Here is a 26,666-nt window from a genome sequence, read left to right as displayed (position 1 = left end):
TTGATGTCCTACGGACAATATTGTTCTTGTTGTTACATTTTCTATTGATATAAATGCCCTACGGGCAATTCTTTCCCGTAGGGAAACAATATCAATAGAAAGTAGTCGGATTGGGCTTTGTTGCCCGTAGGGCATAAATATTTCAGCATTTTTTTAGTGAAACAATGTTGATTTGTGATTTAATCAATATCGTCTTTTGGCAATTGGTCGTCACTTTACGCTATTTCAAAGCCGGTATTTTTTTGATGAATATAATAGTAGAACAATGCGCCACCGATATAGGCAAATGCATCCAGCACATCACCCACCGTATTGTGAGCATACCTTGGTATGATCCACTCACACAGTAATCCACAGTAGATGGCTGCCAGGATGAGCCAATGTAAAGCATAGGTAAAGTGACCGCCTTTGAGGAGAATGTGTCGCGTGCAGGTGCGGGCAAAATGTGCCACCGCAGGTAGGAATATAAAATCGGTAAGCCAGCCATTTACATACGGCAGAGGGAAATGTAAATAACGAAAGCAATGAACTATAATCCACACAGCAATGTAGCCAAAGAAAAAAGGATCGAAGAGTTGCTTCACTACAGTGCTAAAAGAATAGCGATGCCAATGGCTACTGTGGCGCCGCCGAGTAAGATGATGGTACTCCAGAACCCAATGTGCTTCCCCGCCTTTACCGCCGGGTGATCGTTCTCCTGAATCGGTAATATCGATGCCTTTAAACTTGCCCATAGCGAATCCTCCTTTTCTTTAGTGTCCATCACAATAAATTTATGGTGCGAAAATACGTTGTTAGTGGAACCGCAAGGATTTTTCTGATTGCATGAACAAACCGTAATTAATAGAAAAATAACGTATTCTTAAGTGCCTTCGTAAGTCGTGGTTCGTGCTATTCCCTGAGCGAAATTTCGGCTCCATCTTTTATGGCCTCTGCAAGTACGTCAAGGTTTATATCACTTAGTTTTTTGAACTTAATGCAATACCCCGTCACGCTCGCTTTGCCTAACGTTTTCCCATAGGTTTGTGCCATGTATGTTTTGTCCTTGATACCGAGAATATAGACAGAGATGCCGGTTGTGTTGCCGCTTACGCCAATTTGAAAAAAATCTTTGGTTGTTCCGTTCGCATATTTGATCGTGAAAGATCCATACCCGATAGTAGGGTTGGCGACAATTTTGCCCTCGCTGTTTTTACCCTCGTCAAACCATAATTTACATTTTGGCAATGCCTGAAGCACTCGTTTGTGCAGCGCCTGTATCTCGTCACGTTTAGGCTCTGGCTGGCTGGCGATATAGTTTTTGATTTGTTCCTGTACGTTCATAAAAAATGATGTGTGTCGTGAAAAGCAAATGCCGGTTAAAGATATAAAAGTTAATGGTTACTGCTGTATAGCTGTTGCCGTTTGCGTATATTACAAGTCCATTTTAGAAACAAACTATGAGGGAGGGTTTATGAAGAAAATAGGATTTTTATCATTTGGGCATTGGGCCAATCATCCTGCCTATAAGGCCCGTACGGCAAGCGATACATTGCTTCAGTCAATAGATCTTGCGGTGGCTGCCGAAGAGATCGGTTTAGATGGTGCTTATTTTCGCGTGCACCATTTTGCTGCTCAGTTAGCCTCTCCATTTCCGTTGCTTTCAGCAATTGGCGCCAAAACAAGCAAAATAGAAATTGGAACGGGCGTAATTGACATGCGTTATGAAAATCCGCTCTATATGGTGGAAGATGCCGGAGCAGCGGATTTAATTTCGGAAGGACGTTTGCAATTGGGCATCAGCAGAGGTTCGCCTGAGCAGGTAATTGATGGATGGCGCTATTTTGGCTACGAACCGGCAGCGGGAGAAACCGATGCAGACATGGGACGTCGTAAAGCGATGGAGTTTTTGGAGAAACTAAAAGGCGTTGGATTTGCCCAGCCTAATCCATACCCGATGTTTCCGAATCCCCCGGGTTTGCTGCGTTTGGAACCACACTCACAAGGATTGCGGGAACGCATCTGGTGGGGAGCCGCTTCTAATGCCACCGCTGTTTGGGCCGCCGAAAATGCAATGCATCTTCAAAGCTCTACACTGAAATTCGATGAAAGTGGCAAGCCATTTCACATACAGCAGGCGGAGCAGATCAGGTTGTATAAAGAAGCGTGGAAAAAAGCGGGACACCAGCGTGAGCCAAGGGTTTCCGTAAGCCGTTCTATTTTCGCTCTGGTCACCGAACAGGATCGTTATCTCTTTGGACAGCAAGCCAAGAGCACCGATACCATCGGAATGATTGAACAGGACAAACGTGCCATTTTTGGGAAAAGCTATGCTGCAGAACCTGATCAACTTGTAAAGGAGCTGGCTAAGGATGAAGCCATACAGGAAGCCGATACGCTGCTACTCACGATACCCAATACACTGGGAGTCGAATACAATGTACACGTGCTGTCTTCTATTTTAGAACATGTAGCACCAGCATTAGGCTGGAGATGATTTTTTAATAGGAGCTCATTTACGATCCAACGTCGGTTCCTTAGCAAGAAGGCTTCGACAAGCTCAGCCTGACACTCCGCTTTCGCTGTCAGGCTGAGCTTGTCGAAGCCTCATTAAACAGAAACAATGTTGTTGAATCGTCTTGAGAAACGACATTAACTCTACGATCCTTTAGAGACACTATAGGCAGGTAAACGAAAAAGCCTTGATAGCTAACACTATCAAGGCTTGTGTTTCTAAATTATCGAGCAGGCACTAGTGTATCTTCCTCGTATATTCAGACAGTCGTACAATCTTTCCATTTTTCAGTTGTAAGTCATTAATGACATCTGCGGAATCTTTTACTCCTTTCGGTGTTTCCCAGGTTTGAAAATACCAAAGCGTTACCCATTCTTCACTTTTGTCTTTTGAAATAACAGATTCCCAATCGTACATTTTCACTTTAATTGTTTTGTAATTGTTCCTTGCGCGAGTCAGCAATGCTGTTAAACTGTCGTGCGACATTTTTTTATCCAGGCCGTCGAACTGCACCCTTACAGAGTCGCCAAAATAGCTGAGAGATTCATCCAATTTTCCATCTTCCCATGCCTTTAAGGCACTCAATGAAGTCGCTGTATTGGCCGGGTTTCCTATTTCCCAATAATCAGGATGCTCAATTGTATAAGCGTAATTTACGGGAGTTGCTGTAGCGGCTGTCGCTGCTGTATCTTTTACCGGCTCCTTTGGTGGTGTTTGCATATTGTTACACGAACATGCAAGCGCTGTCAAAAAAAAGAAAGTCAATTTTTTCATGATGTATTTTTTGTGAGTGAATAAACCGGACTGAGTTTTCTTGACGCGCAGCCGTCCACAATCAGCGGGTTTGCTGATTTTCCGTTTATTTCAGATTGAAGCTTCGAGAGGTTTGCTCCAGCTATAGCTTAGCTGGTAATGTCAACTATGAGCGCAGGAAAAGGTTTTGGGCTTTACTCTCTCAATATACTCAAAATATTTTAGGTTCCTAAGTTATCTTAACTGCAAATGCTTTCGTTCATTGTACAGTTTTCTATCACATCAAAACAATTAAGTAATATTATCAAAGGAATTGATCAAAAAGCACCAACTAAAATGAAGAAGATTATTGTTCTTGTTACTACTCTTTTGTTATTGACCACATCGAAGTTTTTATATGCCCAAAAACCAAAGCCGCCCATTATGGGATGGAGCAGCTGGAACCATTTTCGTGTGAACATTGACGAAAAAATGATCCGCGAACAAGCTGATGCATTGGTGACATCCGGAATGTATGACGCGGGATATCGCTTCATAAACATAGATGACGGTTATTTTGGCGGGAGGGATGCCAATGGCAACCTCCTTATAAATAAATCTAAATTTCCATCCGGAATGAAGGCGCTGGCTGATTATATACATGGAAAGGGTTTAAAAGCTGGCATATACACCGATGCCGGAATGAATACCTGTGGCTCAATTTGGGACAAGGATTCTCTTGGTGTTGGCGCTGGCATTTATGGTCATTGGTCAAATGATTGCAAGTTGTTTTTTAAAGACTGGGGTTTTGATTTTTTAAAGGTGGATTGGTGCGGAGGAGAAAAGCAACATCTTGATGAAGCAACCGAATACCTCAAAATTATCGATACCGTAAGGACAATCAATGCTGATATTGTTTTCAATGTTTGTCGCTGGCGGTTTCCCGGTGAATGGGCCATTAAGAAAGCAGACTCATGGAGAATATCCGGAGACATCAGTGAAAACTTTAAATCTATTCTTGGTATTATCGATTTAAATGCTGAATTGTACCGTTATTCTTCCGCCGGACATTACAACGACATGGACATGCTGCAAGTAGGGCAGGGCATGAGTTACGATGAAGACAAAAGTCATTTTTCCATGTGGTGCATGCTCAATTCACCGCTGCTGGCAGGCAACGACCTGCGCAACATGACGAAGGAAACACTGGAGGTACTTACAAACAAAGAGGTTATTGCGTTGAACCAGGACAAAGGCTTTGCACAGGCTCAAAGAATTATTAAAGATGGAGATGTGGAAGTTTGGGTTAAGCAGTTGGGTAAAGGAAATCAAAAAGCGTTGGCCATCCTGAACCGCGCCGGAGATGCTAAAACATATGAACTTGATCTTGCTAAACTTGGAATAACCACTCGCTATAAAGTGAGGGATTTATGGCTTCATAAAGAATTGGGCAAAGTTGACAGCAATAAAAGCTTCACTATTGCGAAACATGGCATTGTGGTGCTCAAGCTGTACTAGGGAAGCCTTTGGCGCAGTATAACCAGGAAAGAAAGGCTGCTTGTCATCCCGAGGAACGAGGGATCTGAGAGCCGCACGAACAGTATGCAAGCGTGAGACCCAGATCCCTCGTTCCTCTGGATGACAAGTAACATTCTTTTAATTCTTCAAACACCTTAACTAAACGGCATTACATGCTTAAAAAGTAAAAGAGCAATTTTCATTGCTCTTTTACTTTTTATTAAGGCCGCCAGTTTTAACAGCCTTCTATTTCGTTGAAAATAATTCAAGCGTATAAGAGAAATTGGTGCTGTCGCTCCAAACAAGGTATTTCTCCAGCGGTTTTGGTCCACAACTTCTGGAGCCTACACCAAGTGTTTTCGTGGAGATGGTAAATGCCGTTGATGTGCTTGCCGGTAAATCAATTTTATATTCAACCGGAAACATTTGTTCGTCAGTATATGGTAGTGCTGAGATCTGCATCAGATGTTCATCAGCCTTCACCATTAAAGGAGCCAGACCGATGCCCTCCAGTTTCGCCCAGCGAACATCTTCGCGGTTGCCATGTTCCATCGGCTTTTCATATTCGTATTGATCGTCTACCTTGATGAAATATTTTCCGACATCTGCGGATGTTTTGCGGTCAGCATAATTTTCCCATGGGCCACGACCAAAGTAGTTCAGACGATCCAGTTGCTTATTGAATAAAAATCTCACACCAATTCGGGCAAGGTTAATTCTTGGACCTTCGAATTGAACGTTGTTATCAACGTTTACCACGCCGCGGCCATCAACCAGGTAAGCGGCAGTATGATACGCCACAAAGCCTTCCTTGCCTTCTGCTTTTACGGTGGATGTAATTCTTACAGAAGCGGTACTAACTGTTTCCGTTTTAATACCAACCAAAGAAAATTTCAAATCGTTCAAGCCAAATTTCTTCCATGCATCAAAGGCCCAGTTATCATCATTGCGGTGAGGTGTTCTCCACAAAATGAGTTTAGAGTAACCATCGGGGGCAAGCAATTTTTCAGTACCTCTTGTTATCTGACTTAAAGCTCCTGTGCGTTTGTCAAATGTTATCATGAAGCCCGTTCCTTCCACTATTATTGAACTGTCGGTTTTTGTTAGTGAAACATTTTTTGCAACGTAGTCTACAGCCGGAGCTTCGGTTGCAGGTAGTTCGAATTGTTCGGACGCTACTTCAAAATATTTGTCTGCCCACAAGGTTTTATTTTTTTGAACATAAGAAACGCGCAGGAAATATGCTGCGCTTGCTTTTGGTTTAAATGTTGTTTTATATGGAACAGTAATTTTTGTTTCGCCAAAAGGAGCAACCTGAGGCAGCAGCAGATTTCCGCTACTGATTACTTGTCCATTTTCAGTTAGTTGCCATCTTGCCGCAAATCCATCCAGCGAAATAAACTGGTATTTGTTTTTAATGGCGATGGTTCCAGATGCCGTGTCTATCATCGTTGTGCTGATCCACTGAAATGCTTTTTTCACTTCAGGATAATGTGGTTTTACATGCGTGCCGGTTGTTGCCCTGTCATAAGAAATCACACCTTTGTGAATGAAATAGTCATTGTTTGGAAATTCGCCAAAGCCGCCGCCATACGCCAGTATAGGATGCGCCGGATTTCTTTTGTTCCATAATGCCTGGTCCTGAAATTCCCAAATCGCTCCGCCAACGATCTCCGGATTTTTATCAAATTCTTCTGAGTATTCAGACAATGAGCCCATAGAGTTAAACATAGCGTGGGCAAACTCACAAATGTAAAATGGCTTCGTTAACTCTTTGTTTTTTGCAACGGCAGTAAAGGCATCGGGAGTGCCATACATTCTACCATCAAGATCTGCAGGATTCTTTGCGCCTACACCAAAACGTTCATAGTGTACGGGACGGCTGGAATCAATTTTCTTGATTGTATGCATCGCTTCCACGAAGTTAGAACCCACGCCGCCACATTCATTTCCGAGCGACCAGATGATAACGGAAGGATGATTTTTAAAATTCTCAACATTCGCAACATTGCGATCGATAATCGCCGATTTGATGGTTGGCTCTTCATCGAATTTTCCATCGTAGCCATGCGATTCCACATTCGCTTCTGCTACCAGCCAAATGCCCCATTCGTCACACAATTCATACCAACGCGGATCGTCAGAGTAATGGCAGGTGCGTATATGATTACAGTTGCCCTGCTTGATAACCTGCAAATCTCTGATCATTTGTTCTTCCGTAATCGCATGCCCCACGTCTGACCAATGCTCATGGCGGTTAACGCCTTTTAATTTAATGGGCACTCCGTTCACTGTAAAAATTCTTCCTTTGATTTCTATTTTTCTAAACCCAACTTTAGAAGAAAGTATTTCGCCACCTGTTCCCGTTAAAACAACGGTGTACAACGCAGGCGTTTCAGCGGTCCACTTAGCCGGATTGTTTACCGAAAATTTGATCGATAGTTGTTGTTCCTCTTTTGCATTCAATTGCTTTCCTGCAACGCTGCCTTTGGCAACTTCTTTTCCGCTTGCATTGTATAGTGTTGCGGTGAAAGTTTGTGCCTTGCTGCCGGCATCTCCAAAGTTTTTAACCTTTGTCACTACTTCAACCGTTGCGTTTTTATAGTTATTGTCCAGGTCTTGTTTTACAAAAAAATCGCGGATGTGTACCTGTGGTGAACTCCACAGCGTTACGTTGCGAAAAATGCCATGCAGGCGCCACATATCCTGGTCCTCGAGCCAGGTGCCGGAACTGTATTGGTACACTTCAACGGCCAATGTGTTTTTGCCCGGCTTTACATACTTCGTCAGGTCAAAGTCAGCAGCATTGCGGCTGTTCACACTGTAGCCAACTTTTTCGCCATTTACCCAAATAAAGAAAGCGCAGTCTACACCATCAAATGTGATGAAGATGCGCCGGCCGTTCCAATTTTGAGGAACCACGAAGTCGCGCCTGTAACTGCCAACCGGATTGCGTTCTATATAAGCTGTGTACTTTTTATCGGGTTCAGTCATTACTCTTGGATAATCCCTTTGAATGGTATAACCCATGTTGCGGTAGAAGGGAGTACCATAGCCATGCACTTCCCAGTTTGAAGGAACAGGAATTTCTTTCCATTGGGAAACGTCAAAACCCGGTTTATAAAAATCGACCGGTCTTTTTTCCGGGCTTGGCACCCAGTTAAATTTCCAGTTGCCATTTAAACTTAGGGCGTATGAAGAAGCTCTGCGATTGGCTTTTAGCGCCTCCTGCAAGTTCGCGTAAGGCATTAATGTAGCATGCCAGGGTTCTTTGTTAATGCCTAAACATTCAGGATTTTCAAGTTCTGCAGGATAATCTATTCCTGGTCTTAATGTTGGCGGAGGCGCCTGTGCCAACACATCTGTAGTGCTTACTGTAACACTTAGTGCGCTGAATAAAATGATGCATAGAAACCTTGATACAACGGACATGTTTATACTTTTTTTAAGTACAGGATTAAGATGTTTTGTGTTAAGACAGCATATTAATGTCAGACCCAGATCCCTCGTTCCTCGGGATGACAAGCAACATGCTTTTGATTTCTCGAACGGGTTAACAAACAGTGTTGTTTTTATTGTCTGTCTACGACGTAATTCAGTTCTGTTACACCACTGGTAAATGGTCGCGTATTCAACAGGCTTAGCTTTATTTTGTCTTTGATATTTTCAAACAATGGAATGCCTTGTCCAAGTATAACCGGATTAACAAATAGCCAGTATCCGTCAATTAAGTTCAGTTGAATAAGAGCGTGTGTTGCTGTGGGGCTACCAAAAAGCAAGATCTCTTTGCCTGCCTGTTGTTTTATTTCATTTATTCTTTCCGCCAGGTTGTCGCTAATGATTGTTGTGTTCATTAAGCCTTCGGCTTTCGTTGTTTTTGACAGAACAATTTTGTGGGCTTTGTTATACCATTTTGAGTGTTCAACATCATGCTTGCTCGCTCCTGGCTTGTCTCCTGCAGTGGGCCAGTAATTTTCCATCATCTGGTAAGTTGAGCGACCGTATAATGCAGCATCGGTTTCGCTTATGCGCTTTCCTACATGGTCAAAGATCTCTTCATCAACTTTGATCCAGTTCATTTCGCCGTTGGGGCCTGCTACAAAACCGTCAAGCGATATGTGCATGAATGAAATTATTTTTCGCATATGGTTCAATTTTTTATTGTTGCTAATAGGAGGATGTCTTTTCGCAATAAAGATCAAAAATTATTGCGCAATAACGGCAATCAAATTGGCTTGAAGCTTTATTGGGATCAAAGAATGTGAACGATAAGCCGAAGAAGAGTGTTTTTGACACCAATTACTTCGGAAATAACCGTAGGCGCTATTTTTTAATGGCTGTTTTGTTTGTGTCTGCCTCTCAATTTATTGGTGCATTGATTGATTGTTGTTTCTTCGCCAATGCTTTTTTTCTTCCGACAGGAATGAAACCGGCTAGCTGAAAAGAACGGTTGGTATTGGAGCCGGGGTCTTGCGGAAAGATGTCAATAAAACCAAAGTAATAACGGACGCCAATCTTAATGCCGTTGCCTTTTATTTGGTAGGAGATGCCAGTCATTGCACCTATATCAAAACGAGTGGCCGAACCTGAAATGTCCTTTTCAAATTTTAACGTGCCATCATTCCGGTCTGTATAAAATACATCTTTGACCTTCGTCCGCAAAATGATCTGAGGGCCGAGTTCAACGTTGATATAGTTGAACACCCGGTATTGCGCGGTGGTGACAAGTCCCAGGTAATTGATTTGCCTTCCCACATTTCCTGAAGCAAACAAGGTGTCCAGGGCCTCGTCATGCAATTGATACACAGGCAGGCCTTTGGCACCTAATCTATATTTTGCCATGGCATCAAATTGCAGGAAAAAACGCTCATTCATTCTCAGCGTTAAGTATAGCCCCAAATTAAGATTCGATAGTGATGAAGATGTCTTGTAGTCAGATAAATGGGCCCACGAATTACCCACCAATAAGCCAAATGATAATTTCTCAGAGTTGAGTTTATCTCCAAACAAAAGAGAGAGAATTACTTGTGATTTTGCAATTGTACTAAATGTCAACATGCATGTAATAAAAATTATTGCCTTGATTTTCATTGTAGTGCTATTTTGTTTTTCCGGTCAGTCCTGTACACATTGCAAAGTGAACATACAAATTATTCAAGAGAATCAAAAGGCGAAAGATGCAGAACGTCAAACAAAGCGGGTAGAAGGAGATAAGTGCTATTGGTTTTTTAAGCAGAGTCTTCGGTGCAAATTGAAGTCGTCGAGTGCTGAAGTTCTCAAAATCGGTATATTTGTTGTCCTCACAAGGTCTCGCATCTATATTGTCTTGCCGGTTTGATAAGTTTCCAGGATTGAAATGAACAATAGAAAACGTTTCAGGAACCTCAGGCGCTTATTCAAGAATGTAGAAATGATAACAACTTTTGCCTGGTTATATGAAAAAGCATTTTAAATAAATCAATTTGCAGCGTGTGAATTAGAGCAGGCTGCCGCTAAATTTTTCATATGATCGACAGAAGAGTTTTGCCCTTAGCCCTGGGCGGTTTGGCCATTGGAACAACAGAGTTTACTATTATGGGATTATTGCCAGACATGGCTGCATCTCTTCATGCGACTATTCCGCAGGCCGGTATGCTCATCTCCGCGTACGCACTTGGCGTAGTTGTAGGTGCGCCGCTGCTAACGGGTATTTTTCTTAAACAACCTCCAAAGAAAACGCTGATCTTTCTTACCATTTTGTTTACCCTGTTCAATGGGTTATCCATTGTTGCACCGGGATACAGCTCTATGCTTCTGGTAAGATTCCTTGCGGGACTGCCTCACGGAGCATTCTTTGGTATAGGCGCAGTGGTTGCTTCGCGCATTGGAGGCAAAGGAAAAGAAGCCCGCTATATCTCCATGATGTTTACAGGGCTCACTCTTGCAAACCTGCTGATGGTTCCGCTTGTTACTTATATCGGGCATACTTTTCACTGGCGTTGGTACTTCGCGGTGGTTACGTTAATTGGAACAGTCACGCTTGCTTTTATTTCCAGTATGCTGCCGGACATCCAGGAAAACAAAGACAAAAATTTCAGAGAGGAAATGCAGTTTATTAAAAGCAGTCAGGTGTGGTTTGTACTTGCCATCACTGCAATAGGTTTCGGCGGGCTCTTCACCTGGTTCAGTTATATTACACCGCTAATGACTGTAGTATCCGGCATTAGTGCTGCAAACATGGCCTGGGTAATGGTGCTTGCGGGTGGAGGCATGGTGGTGGGCAATGTAGTGGGCGGCATGCTGAGCGATCGCATTGGCGCCACAAGGGCAACAATCGTGCTACTGGCTTCGATGATGATCGTGCTATTGCTGGTATTTTTCTTCAGCGCCAATACACTGGTTGCGCTGGTGCTAACTTTTATTTGTGGTGGACTTTCCATGTCCACTTCAGCACCGCTGAACATTATGATCATGAAAGCGGCGCCCCGGTCACAAATGATGGCAGCTGCTTTTATGCAAGCCGCCTTTAACATGGCGAATTCAGCCGGTGCATACTTTGGCGGCATTCCTCTTAAACATGGCTATGCGTATAACTATCCGTCGCTCGTTGGCGTGTACATGACCTTGTGTGGCTTGCTGATCTGCATCGTATATTCAATTAGATTTTCTACCAAAAAAGAACAACTCGAATATTCTTTGAGATAAGAAAAGTGTTTTTTGTTTTTTCTAAAACGTATTTGCAGATAACCATATCTTCGTCACGTTTAGAAAAACAAGACACCATGTTTAAACGATCAATATGCTTATCCGCTCTCGCAATATTTTCTATGCAGCTGGTAGTCGGTCAGCAAAACCGCAAGCCCAATATCGTCTTCATTTTAGCAGATGATCTTGGGTATGGCGATATACAGTCCTACGGACAAAAATTAATTCAAACGCCCAACCTGAACGCGCTGGCCAAAGAGGGAATGAAGTACACGCAGTTCTATGCGGGTACATCTGTATGTGCACCCTCGCGCTCATCGCTGATGACGGGGCAGCACACTGGTCACACGCCCATTCGCGGCAACAAAGAAGTGATGCCAGAGGGACAGGTTCCTATTCCTGATTCTACATTAACCATTGCGGAACTGATGAAGAGCGCCGGCTACACCACAGGATTGTTTGGTAAATGGGGACTGGGTTTCCCCGGCAGCGAAGGCGATCCAATGAAACAGGGCATTGATAAATTCTACGGATACAATTGCCAAAGAGAAGCACATCGTTATTATCCCACGCACCTTTGGGACAATTCAACAAGAATAGATCTTGAAGGCAATGACCACCTGCTCAAACCAGTTACTTATGCGCCGGAACTTATTCAGCAGAAAGCCTTGCAGTTTATTGATGATAATAAGGCAACGCCTTTCATGCTTTTCCTCACCTATAATTTGCCTCATGCGGAATTACTCGCGCCAGATGATAGTTTATTGAAAATGTATAAGGGCAAGTTTCCGGAAAAGCCTTACCATGGCGACGATTACGGAAGCAAGGCAAACACTGCAGGCTATGCATCTCAGCAAATTCCACACGCTACGTTTGCTGCAATGGTTACCAGGCTTGACATGTATGTGGGACAAGTGATGAATAAACTGAAAGCGCTTGGACTTGATGATAATACGCTGATCATATTCACTAGTGATAACGGCCCGCATTTCGAAGGAGGCGCTGATTCGAAGTTCTTCAATGGTGGAGGCGGTTTGCGGGGCGAAAAAAGAGATCTGTATGAAGGCGGTATTCGCGAACCATTTATTGTAAAATGGCCCGGTAAAGTAAAGGCCGGTACAACCAATAATTATGCTGGCGGCTTCTGGGATGTGTTGCCTACTTTAGCGCAAATAGTAGACAAACCAGTTCCTGCATCCATTGATGGCATTTCATTTCTTCCTTCCATGACCGGCAAAAAACAAAAAGCACATGATTATTTGTACTGGGAATTCCATGAAAGTGGAGGAAGACAGGCTGTACGAATTGATCAATGGAAATGCATTCGTTTGAATGTTGATGATCCTGCAAAAACTACAATAGAGTTGTACGATCTCGATAACGATAGAGGAGAGAAGAGTGATGTAGCCGCGCAGCATAAAGACGTTGTAGAAAAAGCAATCCGGTTGATGGATGAAGCGCACCGCAAGTCGGATGTGTTTCCGTTTGCGGACGAGAAGTAAAAAGTAAAAAGTAAAAATTAAAAAGTTAAAAATGCGGATTCCCGTTTTGGCTTTTGAATTTCTTTTTGTTTGGGAGCTGTTTGAAAAATAAAAAGAATGTTGTTTGTCATCCCGACGAAGGAGGGATCTGGGTTTCACACCAACAAGCTGCTTGAATAATTACCCAGATCCCTCCTTCGTCGGGATGACAAACGGTCTTTCGCTACTTGTAATGAACATCAACAAAATTAGAAAGTCAAAAATCAAAACGGGAGTCCGCATTTTTGACTTTTGACTTTTTAATTTTGGCTTTTGATATCAGGAAACTATTTCCCTCCTTTATTTAGCCTCAACCTTGCAAAGTGATTTTCGAGATGGCTGCGCATACCGTTTCTGAATTCTTCGGGTGTGCCTTTCTCAAGAATGGTGATGAGTTGTTTGTGTGAGGTGAATTTTTGTGCGCCAGCAATGGGTTTAAAGATTGAACTCTTCTCTACGAAATCAAAAATTGGTAATAACAGTCCCTGGAATTTCTTAAGTGTTTCATTTTTTGTGATCTGGTACAATTTTCCATGAAATGCTATTTCGTATGAAGCTTCAAACATGCGGTGTTTGGCGGAGAGTGGTTCGTTTTTTACAATCTCCTTGAGTTCCTTAATATCAGCATCTGTAACGTGGCTGAATAAAAGATCTGCCATTCCTACTTCCAGCACCAACCGTATTTCAAAGATTTCCTTTAAAGTGTCATCACTTAAAATATATGGATTTAGGCTTTTTGCCAGGTTGCCAAAGATGTCCGGACTCGTGATAACCGCGCCTTTCTTTTTCTTCGTGTCGATCAAGCCCATCATCCTTAGCCTCATCAATGCTTCGCGCACAACTGTCCGGCTTACACCAAGCGCAGCAGCGAGTTCGAGTTCTTTCGGAATACTATCGCCTACTTTTAGTTTTCGCTGATGTAACAAGGCAATCAGGCTGTCTTCCACCTTGTCAACCAGTGATTGCGTATCTATTGATTTAAAAACTTCCTTCACTTTTATTCTTTAATTATTAGTACATATTAAACGTACGGCCAAAGATAATATGTAAGATTTTATTAAGTCAAACATAATTTTCGATAAGGTCTGTAGAGACGCGTTGAACGCGACTCCCTGCACCTGAAATAGGTACGTGTAAAAGTGTAGCACCGAGCATTTTTTGTTGCAATACGATGGGATTGCTGAGACGAATTCAATGCGTCTCTGCGGATTTCGGTTCCCTAACCGTTGTAGCTACAAAATACCCCTTACCGAAAATATCTAAACATTTTTTTGGTTGGTATCTAAAAAACTCTCTAACTTTATTATGTCATACATAATACTAAAACCAAAAACTGCTTTTATGAAACTTGCCTGGCTGCGAATTGGAATGTTTATTTCCTTTTTCCTATCTGCCATAGTTGGCTTTTCTCAAGCAAAAATTTCGGGCCGCATTCTTGCATCCGAATCGAACAAACCGCTTGATGGTGTTAATATCTTAGTTAAAGGAACAAAACGGGGAACGATCACTGACGCAAACGGCGATTTTAATATCGCAGCAAATGCAAAAGATGTTCTCGTGTGTTCTTACACAGGCTACCAGGTACTTGAAGTGACCGTTGGCACAGAATCCAGGCTGAATTTGGTCATGGCCACAGCGACCGATAAAATGAGTGAGGTGGTTGTGGTAGGCTATGGAACACAAAACCGCAGAAACATTACCAGTGCCATTGCAAAACTGGATAGTAAGGTTCTGGAAAATGCACCGCGTGCGAACGTTGGAAGTGCATTGCAGGGAACCATATCCGGGCTGCAGGTGGTAAATGCTACGGGCCAGCCGGGTGCTTCTCCGTTGATATTGTTAAGAGGAGGCGCTTCCATCAATAATCCCGGATCTCCGCTTGTGGTGATAGACGGTATCATTCGTTCGTATAACGATATCGCCTCAGAAGATATCGCTTCAATTGAGCTGTTGAAAGATGCTGCTGCCACATCCATTTACGGGGCACGCGCAAACAATGGCGTTATCCTAATTACTACAAGGCAGGGAAAGGCAGGCGTTGCGCAGATTTCGTATAAGTTTACCGGTGGGTACAACCAACGAAGAAAAGGATATTCTTACTTAAATGCGCATGATTATATTTATTACAACAGGCTGGGCAATTTTAATTCGGGCAGAACACTTAGCCAGGTAAATACATCAAGAGGCTATGGCTTGCCTGCAGGCGTTGGTGGTGTGACCACTGGCACAGGTGCTGCTGATCTTGCTATTTTCGACATCAGGAAGTACGATGCCTCTATGAACGATTTGTTTTCTAAAGGCTGGGATACAGTAGGTGATCCTTATGGTGGAACAATTATTTTCAAGGATCACGGTGGCGAGATTGAGAACCTTGTTTTTAGAAATACGTACACACAAGATCATTACGTGAATGTTGCAGGTGGTAACGATAAAGGCAAGTATTTCGCCAGTTTTGATTATTACAACGAACCCGGCGTAATTGTCGGTTCAAGTTATAAACGCTATTCAGGCGTGTTGAATGGTTCTTATAAAGTAAAGCCTAACATAGAAGTATCAACAGGTGTGAATTTATCAACGTCGTCGCAGTTGGGTGTTAACGGTTCTGAGGTAAACAATCTTTACAGGAACTTAAGCATATGGCCAACCATGAACCCATGGCTGGATTCTGCTAAAACCAAACCAAACCCTGGCAATGGCGTGAACGATGGCAATCCTTTGTATTGGCTAAGTAAGCAAGACAGGAGCGATGAGGTGAACAGAATAACAGCAAATGCTTCAGTTAAATGGGACCTTCTTCCCGGTCTCTATTTGAAAGCTACGGGTTCAGCTTACCTGGCTGAGCAAATTGACCAGAGTTTTCAGCGTGCAACCCAAACCTATACAAATGTTTTTTCCAATCCCCCTTCATATAGCAACACGGCAAGAACTTCAATTGCTTATAATTCAAGGTCCTTTCAAAAGCAGTTCACCGCTAATCTGAACTATGATAAAATATTTGCACGAAAACATCGATTGAGCGCAATGGTTGGTGCTGAATACTATGGTATAAAAGACTTAGTTACGCAGGTGTATGGAACCAATGCGCCTACAGATGATATCCGCACAGTGAATGCTTCCACTACTTTCACGGCGGGGAATAATTATTCTACTGTTTCCGAATACAGAATGATCTCTACGCTTGGTCGTGTGGGCTACGTATTTGACCAGCGTTTTCTTGTCAATGGTTCTTTTAGAATGGATGCGGCGTCAAGCCTTGCGAAAGACAATAGAAATGGATTTTTCCCAGGTGTTTCTGCAGGATGGAACGTGCAAAATGAAAAGTTCTTCCGCAATTCAGGCATAAGCAATGTGGTCTCTACACTTAAACCGCGTATCAGTTATGGACAGAACGGAAATATAGCGGGACTGGGCAGGTATGAAGTACAAGGCACTTACGGCAGTGTAGGCTTATACAATAACAACGCAGGGTTCTTAAATACAGGCGTAGTAAATGCTGATCTGCAATGGGAAAAAAGTAAAACAACTGATGTGGGTGCAGATATTGGTCTTTTCCACGACAGGGTATCTTTCGTTTTCGACTATTACGATAGAAGGACGAGTGATCTGTTAACCAATCTTGCACTTCCCGGTTATACCGGTTTCAGTTCAGTAAGAACGAATTTAGGTACTTACCAAAACAAAGGATATGAATTTACGGTCAATGCAAACGTGCTTAACAATCCTAATGGCTTAAGGATAGATGTGAGCGCAAATGCGAGTTACGTTAAAAATAAAATTCTGCAACTGCCATATAACGGGCAGCCTAACAACAGGCAAAACGGCGCAGGCGCAGCAAGCCTGATTCAGATTTATGATCCTAATGCAAAACAACTTGTGTGGGTTTCCGGATTGCAGGAAGGACAACCGCTGGGTGCTATTTATGCATTCAAGCAGGTTTCAATTTTCAGAGATGATGCGGAGATTTTAAAACTCGCTGGCAACAGGAGAGATGTTGTTGCTCAGATCAGCGGACCGGGTGTGGACTTCGGTACAGGTAAAATAGCGCCGGGAGACGTTAACTGGATGGATGTGGATCAGAATGATACGATTGATTCAAGGGACCAGGTTTATGTAGGTAACATTTTCCCGAAATGGACAGGAGGCTTTTCTGCAAACTTCAGCTATAAGGGCTTCACTTTATACACCCGTTTTGAATTTGCTTTAGGTCATACTATATACAATGACCTCGTAGCAAGAACATTGGGCCAATACCAGGGTACATTCAACTATATAGACTGGCAAAAGAATGCATGGTCACCTACTAATACAAACACAGATATCCCTAAAGTTTACTATGCGGATCAGGTGGCAGCACCGCTCGGTAAAAAGAATTATACAAGGATAAATAATGCGTCAGCCACATTAAACAGCAACAACTCGAGATTTTATGAGAAGGGAGATTACCTGGCAGCAAGGGAGATAACACTGTCGTATGACCTCTCCAAATCATTGCTTTCCAAAACAAAGGTCCTGTCTCAGGCAAGAATCTATGTAAGTGCAAACAATCTGTTTTATATAACCAAGTTCAGCGGGCCTTCACCTGAGCCACCAATTGATCCAGGCACAGGTGCCATAAATGGAATTTACCAGGGAACCTATCCTACACCTAAAAGCTTTATGGTAGGTGCACAGATAACATTTTAAAACAAACTAATTGTTGACAGTATGAGAAAGATAAATATAGTTCTTGGGTTTTGTGCAGTCGTTGCTGCAAGCTCTTGTTCAAAGAAGCTGGACCTTGCTCCGGTGAGCAGTATAAGTGACGCCAACTATTGGCAAACGCCCGACCAGGTAGATGCATTTGTTTCAGGTTTGCATACCAGGCTCAGAAGCAGCACAGGACAGATTCAATACTTAGGTGAAATGAGGGCTGATATTTTTGGTACAGATCCGGGTTCAAGTTCCACATTTACAGGTGAGGCAACGCAAGGTGTTGAGAGACTATGGACAAATAATCTCGATCTGGATAATCCCGGTGTGTCTAACTATGGCGGCTTTTACGCCAACATTGCCCAGCTGAATTTGTTGATAGATAAGTTGAATACAACAAACATTGTTACGCAAGCCAATAAGAATTACTATCTCGGCATTGCTTATGGCATGAGGGCATATTCTTATTTTCACATTTACAGAAGCTGGGGCAAAGCTGTTATTCAAACAGAGCCAACCACTTCTTTTGATATTGCCAATCTCGCTAAAGCAGCTTCTCCTGAAGCGGATGTCTTAGCACTGGTAAAAGATGATGTTGAAAAGTCTCTTGCTGCTTTCGGAACGGACTATAGCTTCAGAAATCAAAAAGGATATTGGTCAAAGGCAGCAACGTTGATGTTGAAAGCAGAAATAAATTTGTGGACAAGCTACAGAGGAGGCGGAACAGCTGATGCAACCACCGCGAAAAATGTTCTGACAGATATACAGGCAAATGTTGCGGGACTAGCATTGTTGCCTTCTTTTGCTAATGTATTTGCATCTGCTAATTATGGAAATGCAGAAATGATCTTCGCAATCCGTAACAAGCTAAACGAAGCTCAACTGCCGTTCGCTGGTACATTCTTTCCGCAAACAAGTCTGATCGTAAACTATTATGATTCTGTGGGCAATCGCAAGTTCAACGTTACTACCGATAACTGGGGAGGTTTGTTGAGAGCGCCGATCATGATTTCCACTTTCAGAAAGTTCAGTGATTTGGATAGTCGCAAATGGGCCTCTATTGTAGCGGCATATAATTTAAGCGGCGGCTCGTATAAAATAGCTGGTGCTTTTGTTGGGAAATACCAGGGGGAACAATTGTCAGGGGCCAGGCAGTATACCAATGATTTTCCGGTGTACCGTTATGCTGATTTGCTGTTGATGTTGGCAGAAGCAAAAGTAATTCTTGGTGAGAGTCCTGCAACAGAAATTAACGCTGTAAGACAAAGAGCATATGGCACGAACTACAATGCAACCACGATGGGATATCCTAACCAGTCAGTTGATGCCGATGCTAAAGAGTCGATTTTGCAGGAGCGTTATTTTGAATTTGTCTTTGAAGGCAAACGATGGTATGATCTGCGCAGAATGGATGCGTCAAATGCCTACGTGTACAAGTATACCAACATCCTTCCGGCAGATTCATACAAAGTGCTCTGGCCGGTTGACAGGAACACGCTTACGAATAACAGGGCCCTAACACAGACTCCCGGTTATGCACAATTCTAAATCAATCATACTGACATCGAAATAGTTTTTCTCAAATAAGCAATGGTGCCGGGAGTAATCCTGCTCCTGGTTTTTTTAAACCTTAGAAAATAAATTGAGTTATGAGCATACAGAAACTTAAAGGACTTATCGCAGCTCCCTTCACACCTATGAAAGAAGATGGTTCGTTGAACCTATCCCTCATTCCCCGTTATTACGAAATGCTGATTGCCAACGGTGTTACCGGCGCATTTATCTGCGGATCTACCGGCGAAGGTGTTTCCATGACAACAGCCGAAAAGATGGCAGTGGCAGAAGCATGGGCGAGTTGTTCCCGGTCAAACCCTGATTTTAAAGTAATGACCCTGCTGGGAGGAACAAGCATTGCCGACTGTAAAATATTGGCAAGGCACGCCAGGGAAATAGGACTGTACGCAGTTTCCTTTACTGCACCATTTTATTTTAAACCCGCTGATGTTAAACAGCTTGCCGAGTGTTGCAAAGCGATAGCAGATGAGGTACCGGACATGCCATTTTACTACTATCATATCCCTGTGTTGACCCGCGTGGATTTTGCAATGTTTGATTTGTTGCAGGCGGTGGACGGCTATATACCAAACTTTGCAGGTGTAAAATATACGCACGAAGATTTCATGGATTTTCTTTCCTGTTTACACTACAAAAATGAAAAGTATGATATGTTGTGGGGAAGAGATGAAAACATGCTGGCAGCGCTGGCTTTAGGAGCGAAGGGCGCAGTAGGGAGTACTTTCAACTATGCGGCACCGTTATATTATAGAATGATGAACGAATATGAAAATGGAAGCATTGAAATTGCCCGCAAGCTTCAGCAAAAGTCTATTGATATGATTCGCCTGCTTGGAAAATATGGTGGGATAGCGACAGGGAAAGCATATATGAAAGTGATGGGCCTGGATTGCGGAACCTTCCGTTTGCCGGTAAGAAATATGAGCGCAGAACAATTTCATGCATTTAAAAATGAGGTGGAACAATTAAATTTTGGTAGTTTTTGTTCTCAAATATCGCCTTCGATTGAAGCCTGACATATGAAGTACATACCTTTTTGCATAGTAGCATCGTCACTTTTCGTAACAGCTGATCTGTCGGCGCAAAAAAATAAAGTGGAATCTATAAGCTGGAATGTAAGCGGGCAGTTACCTGCCTCAAATGGAAAGTTGTTAGGTTTTGCTGGCCCCGTTGTTGGCGTAAACAATAATGTATTGCTTGTAGGCGGCGGGGCCAACTTCCCGGGTGATATGCCGTGGAATGGTGGGAAAAAGAAATACTATGATGATCTTTATGTTTTTAAAAAAGATAACAAGGATTCTCTGGTTCTTTTTCAATCTCATAAACTTCCTTTTTCACTCGCGTATGCGGCTTGTGTCTCAACAGGCAAGGGACTCTTGGTTGCTGGCGGAGAAAACGACGAAGGCATTAGCAACAAAGTATTTTTGATACAGTGGGATGACCATGATCAAAATCTTCAAGTGATCAATTTGCCAGATCTCCCACATGCCGTAACGAATGCAGCAATTACAGTGAACAATGATAAAGTGTACCTTGTTGGTGGAGAAACGGTCGATGCTGTTTCCAAAACATTTTTGCTGTTGGATTTAAACAAGACGATACAGGCATGGCAACAACTGCCTTCATTTCCAAAACCCATTTCTCACGCAGTGATGGTTGTTCAGCACAATGGAAAAAATGATTGCATTTATGTCATAGGCGGACGGAAAAGAAATATTGGCAGCATCAGCGATTTATATGCGTCTACTTTTCAATTCGATTTTAAACAACGTAAGTGGAAAGAGAAGAGTGCACTGCCTTCTCCGCTTTCAGCAGGTACGGGAGTTGCTTTTGAGGACGATAACATTTTTCTCTTTGGAGGAGACAACGGAGAAACTTTTCACAGGACCGAAAAGCTGATAGCTGCAATAGCAACTGAAAAAGATGAAGACAAAAAGGCTTTGCTAATAAAAGAGAAAGCGTATGTTCAATCCAATCACCCCGGTTTTAGCAAAGCTGTTCTTAAGTACAATACCCTGAAAGATCAGTGGACGATAATAAAGTACATTCCATATGAATCGCCTGTTACAACAACCGCTGTAAAATGGGACGACCTTATCATTATTCCCGGTGGGGAAATAAAGGCAGGCGTTCGCACGTCGCAAATTATTTCGGCTAAAATTTTTTATAAATGAACATTCAGGGAAAACAATCGCTTACATATACGAGCGCTCCGATCGCCGCAAAGTCTTATTATCCCTGGGTTGTAGTTGCTTTGCTTTGGGTAGTGGCATTGCTTAACTATATGGATAGGCAAATGCTGTCAACGATGAGGCCGTTTATTCAATTGGATATAGCGGAGTTGCAATCGGCCACCAACTTTGGGCATCTGATGGGCATCTTCCTGTGGATATACGGATTGATGAGTCCCATAGCAGGCATCGTAGGAGACAGGGCCAACCGCAAATGGCTGATCGTTGCAAGTCTTTTTGTGTGGAGCGGTGTTACGTATGCAATGGGCTATGCCAATAATTTTAATCAGTTATACTGGCTCCGTGCTGTAATGGGCGTTAGTGAAGCGTTGTATATACCTGCAGGTCTTTCGCTCATCGCAGATTACCATAGTGATAAAACCCGTTCACTCGCCGTGGGCATTCACATGACCGGTTTATACATGGGGCAGGCGCTTGGTGGATTTGGAGCCACCGTTGCTGCGAACTTTTCCTGGCATAAAACTTTTCATTGGTTTGGATTGGTAGGAGTTGTTTATTCATTGCTGTTGATTCTTTTTTTGAAAGAGAAAAGGAACGCAACAGAGTTACATAACAACAGAAGTGAAAAGACGCCAACATTCGAAGGGCTTAAAGCAGTATGTTCTAATATTTCGTTTTGGATCATCGTTTGCTATTTTGCCATTTCGTCTTTGCCGGGATGGGGCATTAAGAACTGGTTGCCTACATTGTTTGCAACAGATTTGAAAATTGACATGGCAACAGCAGGCCCCATCTCAACGATTACTATAGCAGCCTCTTCACTGCTCGGAGTGTTGTTTGGTGGCATCTTATCTGATCGCTGGGTGCAGAAAAATATCAAGGGAAGAATTTACACAAGTGCAATAGGGTTGTCGTTAACAGTGCCCGCATTGTTGCTGATTGGTTTTGGTCACTCACTTTTTAATGTGATAGCAGCGGCATTTTGTTTTGGTTTCGGATATGGAATATTCGATGCGAACAATATGCCGATACTTTGCCAGTTCATCCCTGTTAAATACAGAGCAACGGGATATGGCCTGATGAATATGGCCGGTGTTTTTGCTGGGGCCTTTATTACTGATATACTTGGAAAATCAACGGATGCAGGCAACCTGGGAAAAAGTTTTGCGATGTTAAGTGGCATAGTTGCAATAGCAGTTGTAGGGTTGCTTTATTTTCTGCGTCCAAAGGCTTCGGCAAGCTCAGCCTGACATTCAGGTTGCGCTGTCAGGCTGAGCTTATCGAAGCCAGTGCCATTGTTCGTGAAGACACGGACCGCGGCACCAGGAGAACATTTCTCGCTTCGCGAAATTTAATATGTCGTCCGCCGCGGCGGACTGGCATTCGGTTCATGATAATTTAATAACGTAGCTACTAAATGTGGCCCCGCTGGGGCTATAAGGAGCACTCGGAGACTCCAACCAAGCCCCAGCGGGGCGACACGTCAGTAGCAGAAAATGAAAAAAGAATGAGAGGATTGAATGTTTTTCTATGGCCGGTAATGAATGTTTTTTTGTTGTGCAATGTTGAGTGCTATTCTCAAAGTGAATTAGCATCAGGAATAAGGGCTGTTGCTCATAGTGCCAGCATTCCTGTATTGAAAGGACGTGCCGAAAACCCGGTTTTACGACTTGCCATTTCGATACCAGATGGAAAAACATTTCAATCAACTAATCTGCATTGCTCATTAAATAATTTTAAAGACGTTGAAAAAATAAATGTTTTCAATACTGGTGCAGAGCCGTTTTCTACGACAAATTTGATCACCTATTTTCAACCAACATCTACGGTGTTCAACATTCCGGTGAGTTTGGATTTACAACCCGGCATAAGGTTTCTCTGGTTAAGTATCGTTCTGAAAAACGACGCCTCTGTCAACAAGAAAATTGAATTGCGTTGCCAGCAAATTACAGACGGAAAAGGCAACAAGATTGCGGTGATCCAGCAGAAAGGCAACAATGCAAAATATACGGGTGTTGCTATCAGGAATGCAGGAGATAACGGCGTAAATACATATCGCATACCCGGGTTGGTGCAAACGAATAAAGGAACGCTTATTGGCGTTTACGACGTCAGGTACAACAACAGCAGCGATCTTCCCGGATATATTGATCTCGGCATGAGCCGCAGCACGGACAGCGGACGTTCGTGGCAGCCAATGAAAGTTATCATGCGAATGGGCGGACCCAATGACAACAGCGGCGTGGGCGATCCTTCTATTTTATTTGATGAAACGACCAAAACGATTTGGGTGGCTGCATTGTGGAGCAAAGGCAACCATTCTATTGCAGGCTCCATTGGTGGGTTGTCGCCAGATTCAACGGGTCAATGGTTGCTGACAAAAAGCACTGACGATGGCAACACATGGAGCGAACCAATGAACATCACAGCGCAGATCAAAGATCCTGCGTGGAAACTTTTCTTCCAGGGACCTGGTAAAGGCATTATGATGCATGATGGCAAACTCGTTTTTCCTGCACAATACTGGGATGCTAAAAATATACCTTACTCCACCATTGTTTACAGCGATGACCATGGCAATACATGGAAAGGAAAAATGGCCGGACCCAAATCCAACACAACAGAAAGTCAGATCATAGAAACCGCACCGGGTGTGTTGATGTTAAACATGAGAGACAACAGAGGCAACTACAGGAGTGTTGCAACCTCTGCAAACATGGGCCAGTCCTGGACCGAACACCCATCGTCGTACAACGCACTGGTGGACCCGGTGTGTATGGGAAGCTTAATCAAAGCCCGTGTAATGGTAAAAGGAAAAATGAAAGACGTTCTATTCTTTAGTAATCCTGCAACAAAATCGGGACGGTATAACATGACCATTAAAGCAAGTTTGGACATGGGTGAAACCTGGTCCAATGCAAATGAGTTGCTGATTGATGAAAGACAATGCTACGGCTATTCATGCCTAACGAAAATCGATGATCACACCATTGGGATTTTGTACGAGGGAGTTAGAGATTTGTACTTTGTAAAAGTGCCGGTAAGCGATCTGATAAGATAAGTTTGAGTGAGGAACGCAGATTTTCATGATTGTCATGGTTGGTCATGATTGATATTTGAAAACGCGCACCAACTTTTTCACCACTAAGGCACTAAGGACACTAAGTTTCACTAAGGGTCTCCGATTGTTGTGAATTTCTTAGTGAGGCTTAGTGTCCTTAGTGCCTTAGTGGTAAATCTTGAAGCCTCCATTATGACGCTGTTTCAAAACTAAGATCTGCATTCCAACACATGTTAATAAAACAATCTTAAAAATGATTGATAAAAGATTCTTCATACCACTTCTTCTAAGTCTGATCTGTATTGTTGTTTTTTCGCAGCGGCCGATTAAGATTGCTTGCATGGGCAATTCTGTTACCTATGGATATCTTCATAAAGCACCATTGCAAACGTCTTACCCTGCTCAACTACAACAATTGCTGGGTGCTGATTATCTCGTGGAAAATTTTGGACACAGCGGAGCTACGCTTTTGCGACACGGGCACAATCCATTTAGCAAAACGAAAGAGTTTGCAGAGGCCATTAATTCTCATCCAGATATTGCCATCATTGATCTTGGATTAAATGACACTGATCCGCGCGACTGGCCCAATTATCGTGACGAGTTTGTACCTGACTATTCATGGCTCATTGATACGTTGCGTAAATCAAACCCAGCGGTAAAAATTTTTATCTGCAAAATGACACCCATATTCAGTGATCATCCAAGATTTAAATCAGGCACGAGGGAGTGGTTTTGGCAAGTACAAAATGTAATACCACAAATCGCTTCTGTTAATAAAACCGGCTTAATTGATTTTCATTCGCCATTGTATTCGCGGCCTGATTTATTTCCCGACGCCCTTCACCCAAACGAAGAAGGAGCGTCGATACTTGCTGCAACGGTCTTTCAAAAACTCACAGGCAATTACGGCGGCCTGAAGTTGGCGACGGTGTTCGCATCGCACATGGTGTTGCAGAGAAACAAACCCGTGCATTTTTATGGAAGAGCAAATGCTAATGAAAAAATTGTTGTCAGTTTTAATGGCAAAAAAGAAACTTGTTCAGCGAATGACGATGGGAAATGGGACGCGAAATTTCCCGCAATGCGGGCAGGAGGACCCTATACCGCAAGTTTTGTTTCTTCATCCGGATCTGTGACCCTGGAAGATATTTTAATAGGAGAAGTTTGGCTTTGCTCGGGACAAAGCAACATGTATTTCAAAATGCGCGAAGCTGTGAAGGATAGAAATGACATGGCCGAGGCAGAGACAAGCAGTGCAGTTAGATTGCTGAGGATGCAGCCTTTCGCCGAAACGGATAATTATGCATGGGATCAAGAAACGCTTCAAAAAGTAAATGAACTCGCTTATTTTTCTGGCACGTGGCAAAGATGTGATTCTGCGGCAGCAAAAGAATTTTCTGCTGTTGCTTATTTCTATGGTAAGACATTGCAGTCTGCTCTAAAAGTTCCCGTTGGCTTAATACAGGTAGCAATGGGCGGTTCAACTACAGAATCATGGATCGATCGATACGCCATGGAGCATTCACCCGTGCTGGTGAATGAATTAACGAATTGGCGCAAGTCTGACTTTATTATGCCATGGGTGAGAGAACGTGCGGATACGAATTTGAAAAAAGCTGACAATCCTAAACAGCGACATCCTTACGAGCCCTGTTATAATTTCGAAGCGGGCATTAAACCTTTTACCGGATTCCCAATTGCAGGCGTGATCTGGTACCAGGGCGAAAGCAACGCGCACAATATCGAACTGCACGAAACTGCTTTTACTGAATTGGTGAAAAGCTGGAGAGATCAATGGGGGTACAACTTCCCGTTTTACTATGTGCAGTTGTCTTCCATCAACAGGCCTTCGTGGCCCTCTTTCCGATACAGTCAACTACAAATGCTGAAACAAATTCCAAATACAGGCATGGCTGTCACCAGCGATCTCGGGGATTCTGCAAACGTGCATTACACTTCAAAGAAACCTGTGGGTGATCGCCTCGCAAACCTGGCCTTGCATTTTTCGTATGGACGCACAGACGTAGTGCCTTATGGGCCACTGCCTTTGAAAGCTGTGCGCAAAAATGACCAGGTAATTGTTTCTTTCAACTATGCCAATCATTTGCAAACAAAATGAAAGAAACCCCTGAAAGGATTTAAAATACTTGATGAATATGGTCGTTCAATCCCATCACACGTTTTTATAAAGGACGATA

19 protein-coding genes are annotated in these 26,666 nt (G+C 43.0%); 11 read left to right on the top strand and 8 right to left on the bottom strand.

Annotated elements, in window-relative coordinates:
- Window positions 1-215 precede the first annotated feature (215 nt).
- The 3 genes from KTO63_RS02250 to KTO63_RS02240 all read right to left on the bottom strand — a co-directional run bounded on the left by KTO63_RS02250 (window position 216) and on the right by KTO63_RS02240 (window position 1,323).
- On the bottom strand, window positions 216-584 hold the full coding sequence (locus KTO63_RS02250; protein ID WP_217789496.1) for a hypothetical protein: 369 nt from the start codon (window positions 582-584) through the stop codon (window positions 216-218).
- Complete coding sequence (locus KTO63_RS02245; protein WP_217789495.1) at window positions 584-763, bottom strand: hypothetical protein; 180 nt, start codon at window positions 761-763, stop codon at window positions 584-586. Before KTO63_RS02245 ends, KTO63_RS02250 begins: the two co-directional genes overlap by 1 nt.
- A gap of 128 nt (window positions 764-891) precedes the next feature.
- Complete coding sequence (locus KTO63_RS02240; protein ID WP_217789494.1) at window positions 892-1,323, bottom strand: DUF1801 domain-containing protein; 432 nt, start codon at window positions 1,321-1,323, stop codon at window positions 892-894.
- A gap of 130 nt (window positions 1,324-1,453) precedes the next feature.
- Here KTO63_RS02240 and KTO63_RS02235 point away from each other — a divergent pair, with 130 nt between their 5' ends.
- The gene (locus tag KTO63_RS02235; protein ID WP_217789493.1) at window positions 1,454-2,476 is read left to right on the top strand and encodes an LLM class flavin-dependent oxidoreductase; all 1,023 of its coding nucleotides are present in this window, start codon (window positions 1,454-1,456) and stop codon (window positions 2,474-2,476) included.
- A gap of 255 nt (window positions 2,477-2,731) precedes the next feature.
- Here KTO63_RS02235 and KTO63_RS02230 read toward each other — a convergent pair whose 3' ends face one another.
- Entirely contained in the window at window positions 2,732-3,268 is a 537-nt protein-coding gene (locus KTO63_RS02230) for a hypothetical protein (protein WP_217789492.1), read from the bottom strand.
- Between the two features lie 315 nt (window positions 3,269-3,583).
- Between KTO63_RS02230 and KTO63_RS02225 the strand changes: the two genes are divergently transcribed.
- Window positions 3,584-4,744: a glycoside hydrolase family 27 protein gene (locus KTO63_RS02225; RefSeq protein WP_217789491.1), complete on the top strand. Its 1,161-nt coding sequence runs from the start codon at window positions 3,584-3,586 to the stop codon at window positions 4,742-4,744.
- Window positions 4,745-4,990: 246 nt separating this feature from the next.
- Here KTO63_RS02225 and KTO63_RS02220 read toward each other — a convergent pair whose 3' ends face one another.
- The 3 genes from KTO63_RS02220 to KTO63_RS02210 form a co-directional block, all read right to left on the bottom strand.
- A complete protein-coding gene (locus KTO63_RS02220; RefSeq protein WP_217789490.1) occupies window positions 4,991-8,176 on the bottom strand; it encodes a glycoside hydrolase family 2 TIM barrel-domain containing protein in 3,186 nt (1,061 codons plus the stop codon).
- Between the two features lie 140 nt (window positions 8,177-8,316).
- A complete protein-coding gene (locus tag KTO63_RS02215; protein ID WP_217789489.1) occupies window positions 8,317-8,889 on the bottom strand; it encodes a dihydrofolate reductase family protein in 573 nt (190 codons plus the stop codon).
- A gap of 214 nt (window positions 8,890-9,103) precedes the next feature.
- Entirely contained in the window at window positions 9,104-9,835 is a 732-nt protein-coding gene (locus KTO63_RS02210; protein ID WP_217789488.1) for an outer membrane beta-barrel protein, read from the bottom strand.
- A 414-nt stretch (window positions 9,836-10,249) separates the two neighbouring features.
- Here KTO63_RS02210 and KTO63_RS02205 point away from each other — a divergent pair, with 414 nt between their 5' ends.
- Together KTO63_RS02205 and KTO63_RS02200 are read left to right on the top strand one after the other, a co-directional pair.
- Window positions 10,250-11,428 carry an MFS transporter gene (locus tag KTO63_RS02205; RefSeq protein ID WP_217789487.1) on the top strand — a complete coding sequence of 393 codons (1,179 nt, stop codon included), beginning with the start codon at window positions 10,250-10,252 and terminating at the stop codon, window positions 11,426-11,428.
- A gap of 77 nt (window positions 11,429-11,505) precedes the next feature.
- Complete coding sequence (locus KTO63_RS02200) at window positions 11,506-12,930, top strand: arylsulfatase (RefSeq protein WP_217789486.1); 1,425 nt, start codon at window positions 11,506-11,508, stop codon at window positions 12,928-12,930.
- 305 nt (window positions 12,931-13,235) lie between these two features.
- Here the strand turns inward: KTO63_RS02200 and KTO63_RS02195 are convergent, their stop codons facing one another.
- Window positions 13,236-13,943: a FadR/GntR family transcriptional regulator gene (locus KTO63_RS02195; RefSeq protein WP_217789485.1), complete on the bottom strand. Its 708-nt coding sequence runs from the start codon at window positions 13,941-13,943 to the stop codon at window positions 13,236-13,238.
- Between the two features lie 346 nt (window positions 13,944-14,289).
- Here KTO63_RS02195 and KTO63_RS02190 point away from each other — a divergent pair, with 346 nt between their 5' ends.
- The 7 genes from KTO63_RS02190 to KTO63_RS02160 all read left to right on the top strand — a co-directional run bounded on the left by KTO63_RS02190 (window position 14,290) and on the right by KTO63_RS02160 (window position 26,587).
- The gene (locus tag KTO63_RS02190; RefSeq protein ID WP_217789484.1) at window positions 14,290-17,631 is read left to right on the top strand and encodes a SusC/RagA family TonB-linked outer membrane protein; all 3,342 of its coding nucleotides are present in this window, start codon (window positions 14,290-14,292) and stop codon (window positions 17,629-17,631) included.
- Between the two features lie 21 nt (window positions 17,632-17,652).
- Window positions 17,653-19,185 (top strand): SusD family outer membrane lipoprotein NanU, encoded by a 1,533-nt coding sequence (gene nanU, locus KTO63_RS02185; protein WP_217789483.1) that lies wholly within the window; start codon window positions 17,653-17,655, stop codon window positions 19,183-19,185.
- A 101-nt stretch (window positions 19,186-19,286) separates the two neighbouring features.
- Entirely contained in the window at window positions 19,287-20,228 is a 942-nt protein-coding gene (locus tag KTO63_RS02180) for a dihydrodipicolinate synthase family protein (RefSeq protein WP_217789482.1), read from the top strand.
- A 3-nt stretch (window positions 20,229-20,231) separates the two neighbouring features.
- Window positions 20,232-21,386 (top strand): Kelch repeat-containing protein, encoded by a 1,155-nt coding sequence (locus KTO63_RS02175; protein WP_217789481.1) that lies wholly within the window; start codon window positions 20,232-20,234, stop codon window positions 21,384-21,386.
- Window positions 21,383-22,654 (top strand): MFS transporter, encoded by a 1,272-nt coding sequence (locus KTO63_RS02170; RefSeq protein WP_217789480.1) that lies wholly within the window; start codon window positions 21,383-21,385, stop codon window positions 22,652-22,654. The genes KTO63_RS02175 and KTO63_RS02170 overlap by 4 nt, the downstream gene beginning before the upstream one ends.
- 257 nt (window positions 22,655-22,911) lie before the next feature.
- Window positions 22,912-24,465, top strand: a complete 1,554-nt coding sequence (locus tag KTO63_RS02165; protein WP_217789479.1) for a sialidase family protein — start codon at window positions 22,912-22,914, stop codon at window positions 24,463-24,465.
- 253 nt (window positions 24,466-24,718) lie between these two features.
- Complete coding sequence (locus KTO63_RS02160) at window positions 24,719-26,587, top strand: GDSL-type esterase/lipase family protein (RefSeq protein WP_217789478.1); 1,869 nt, start codon at window positions 24,719-24,721, stop codon at window positions 26,585-26,587.
- Window positions 26,588-26,666 lie beyond the last annotated feature (79 nt).

Source organism: Pinibacter aurantiacus (assembly GCF_019130065.1).
GTDB lineage: Bacteria > Bacteroidota > Bacteroidia > Chitinophagales > Chitinophagaceae > Pinibacter > Pinibacter aurantiacus.
This window is presented reverse-complemented; position numbering and strand designations above follow the sequence as displayed.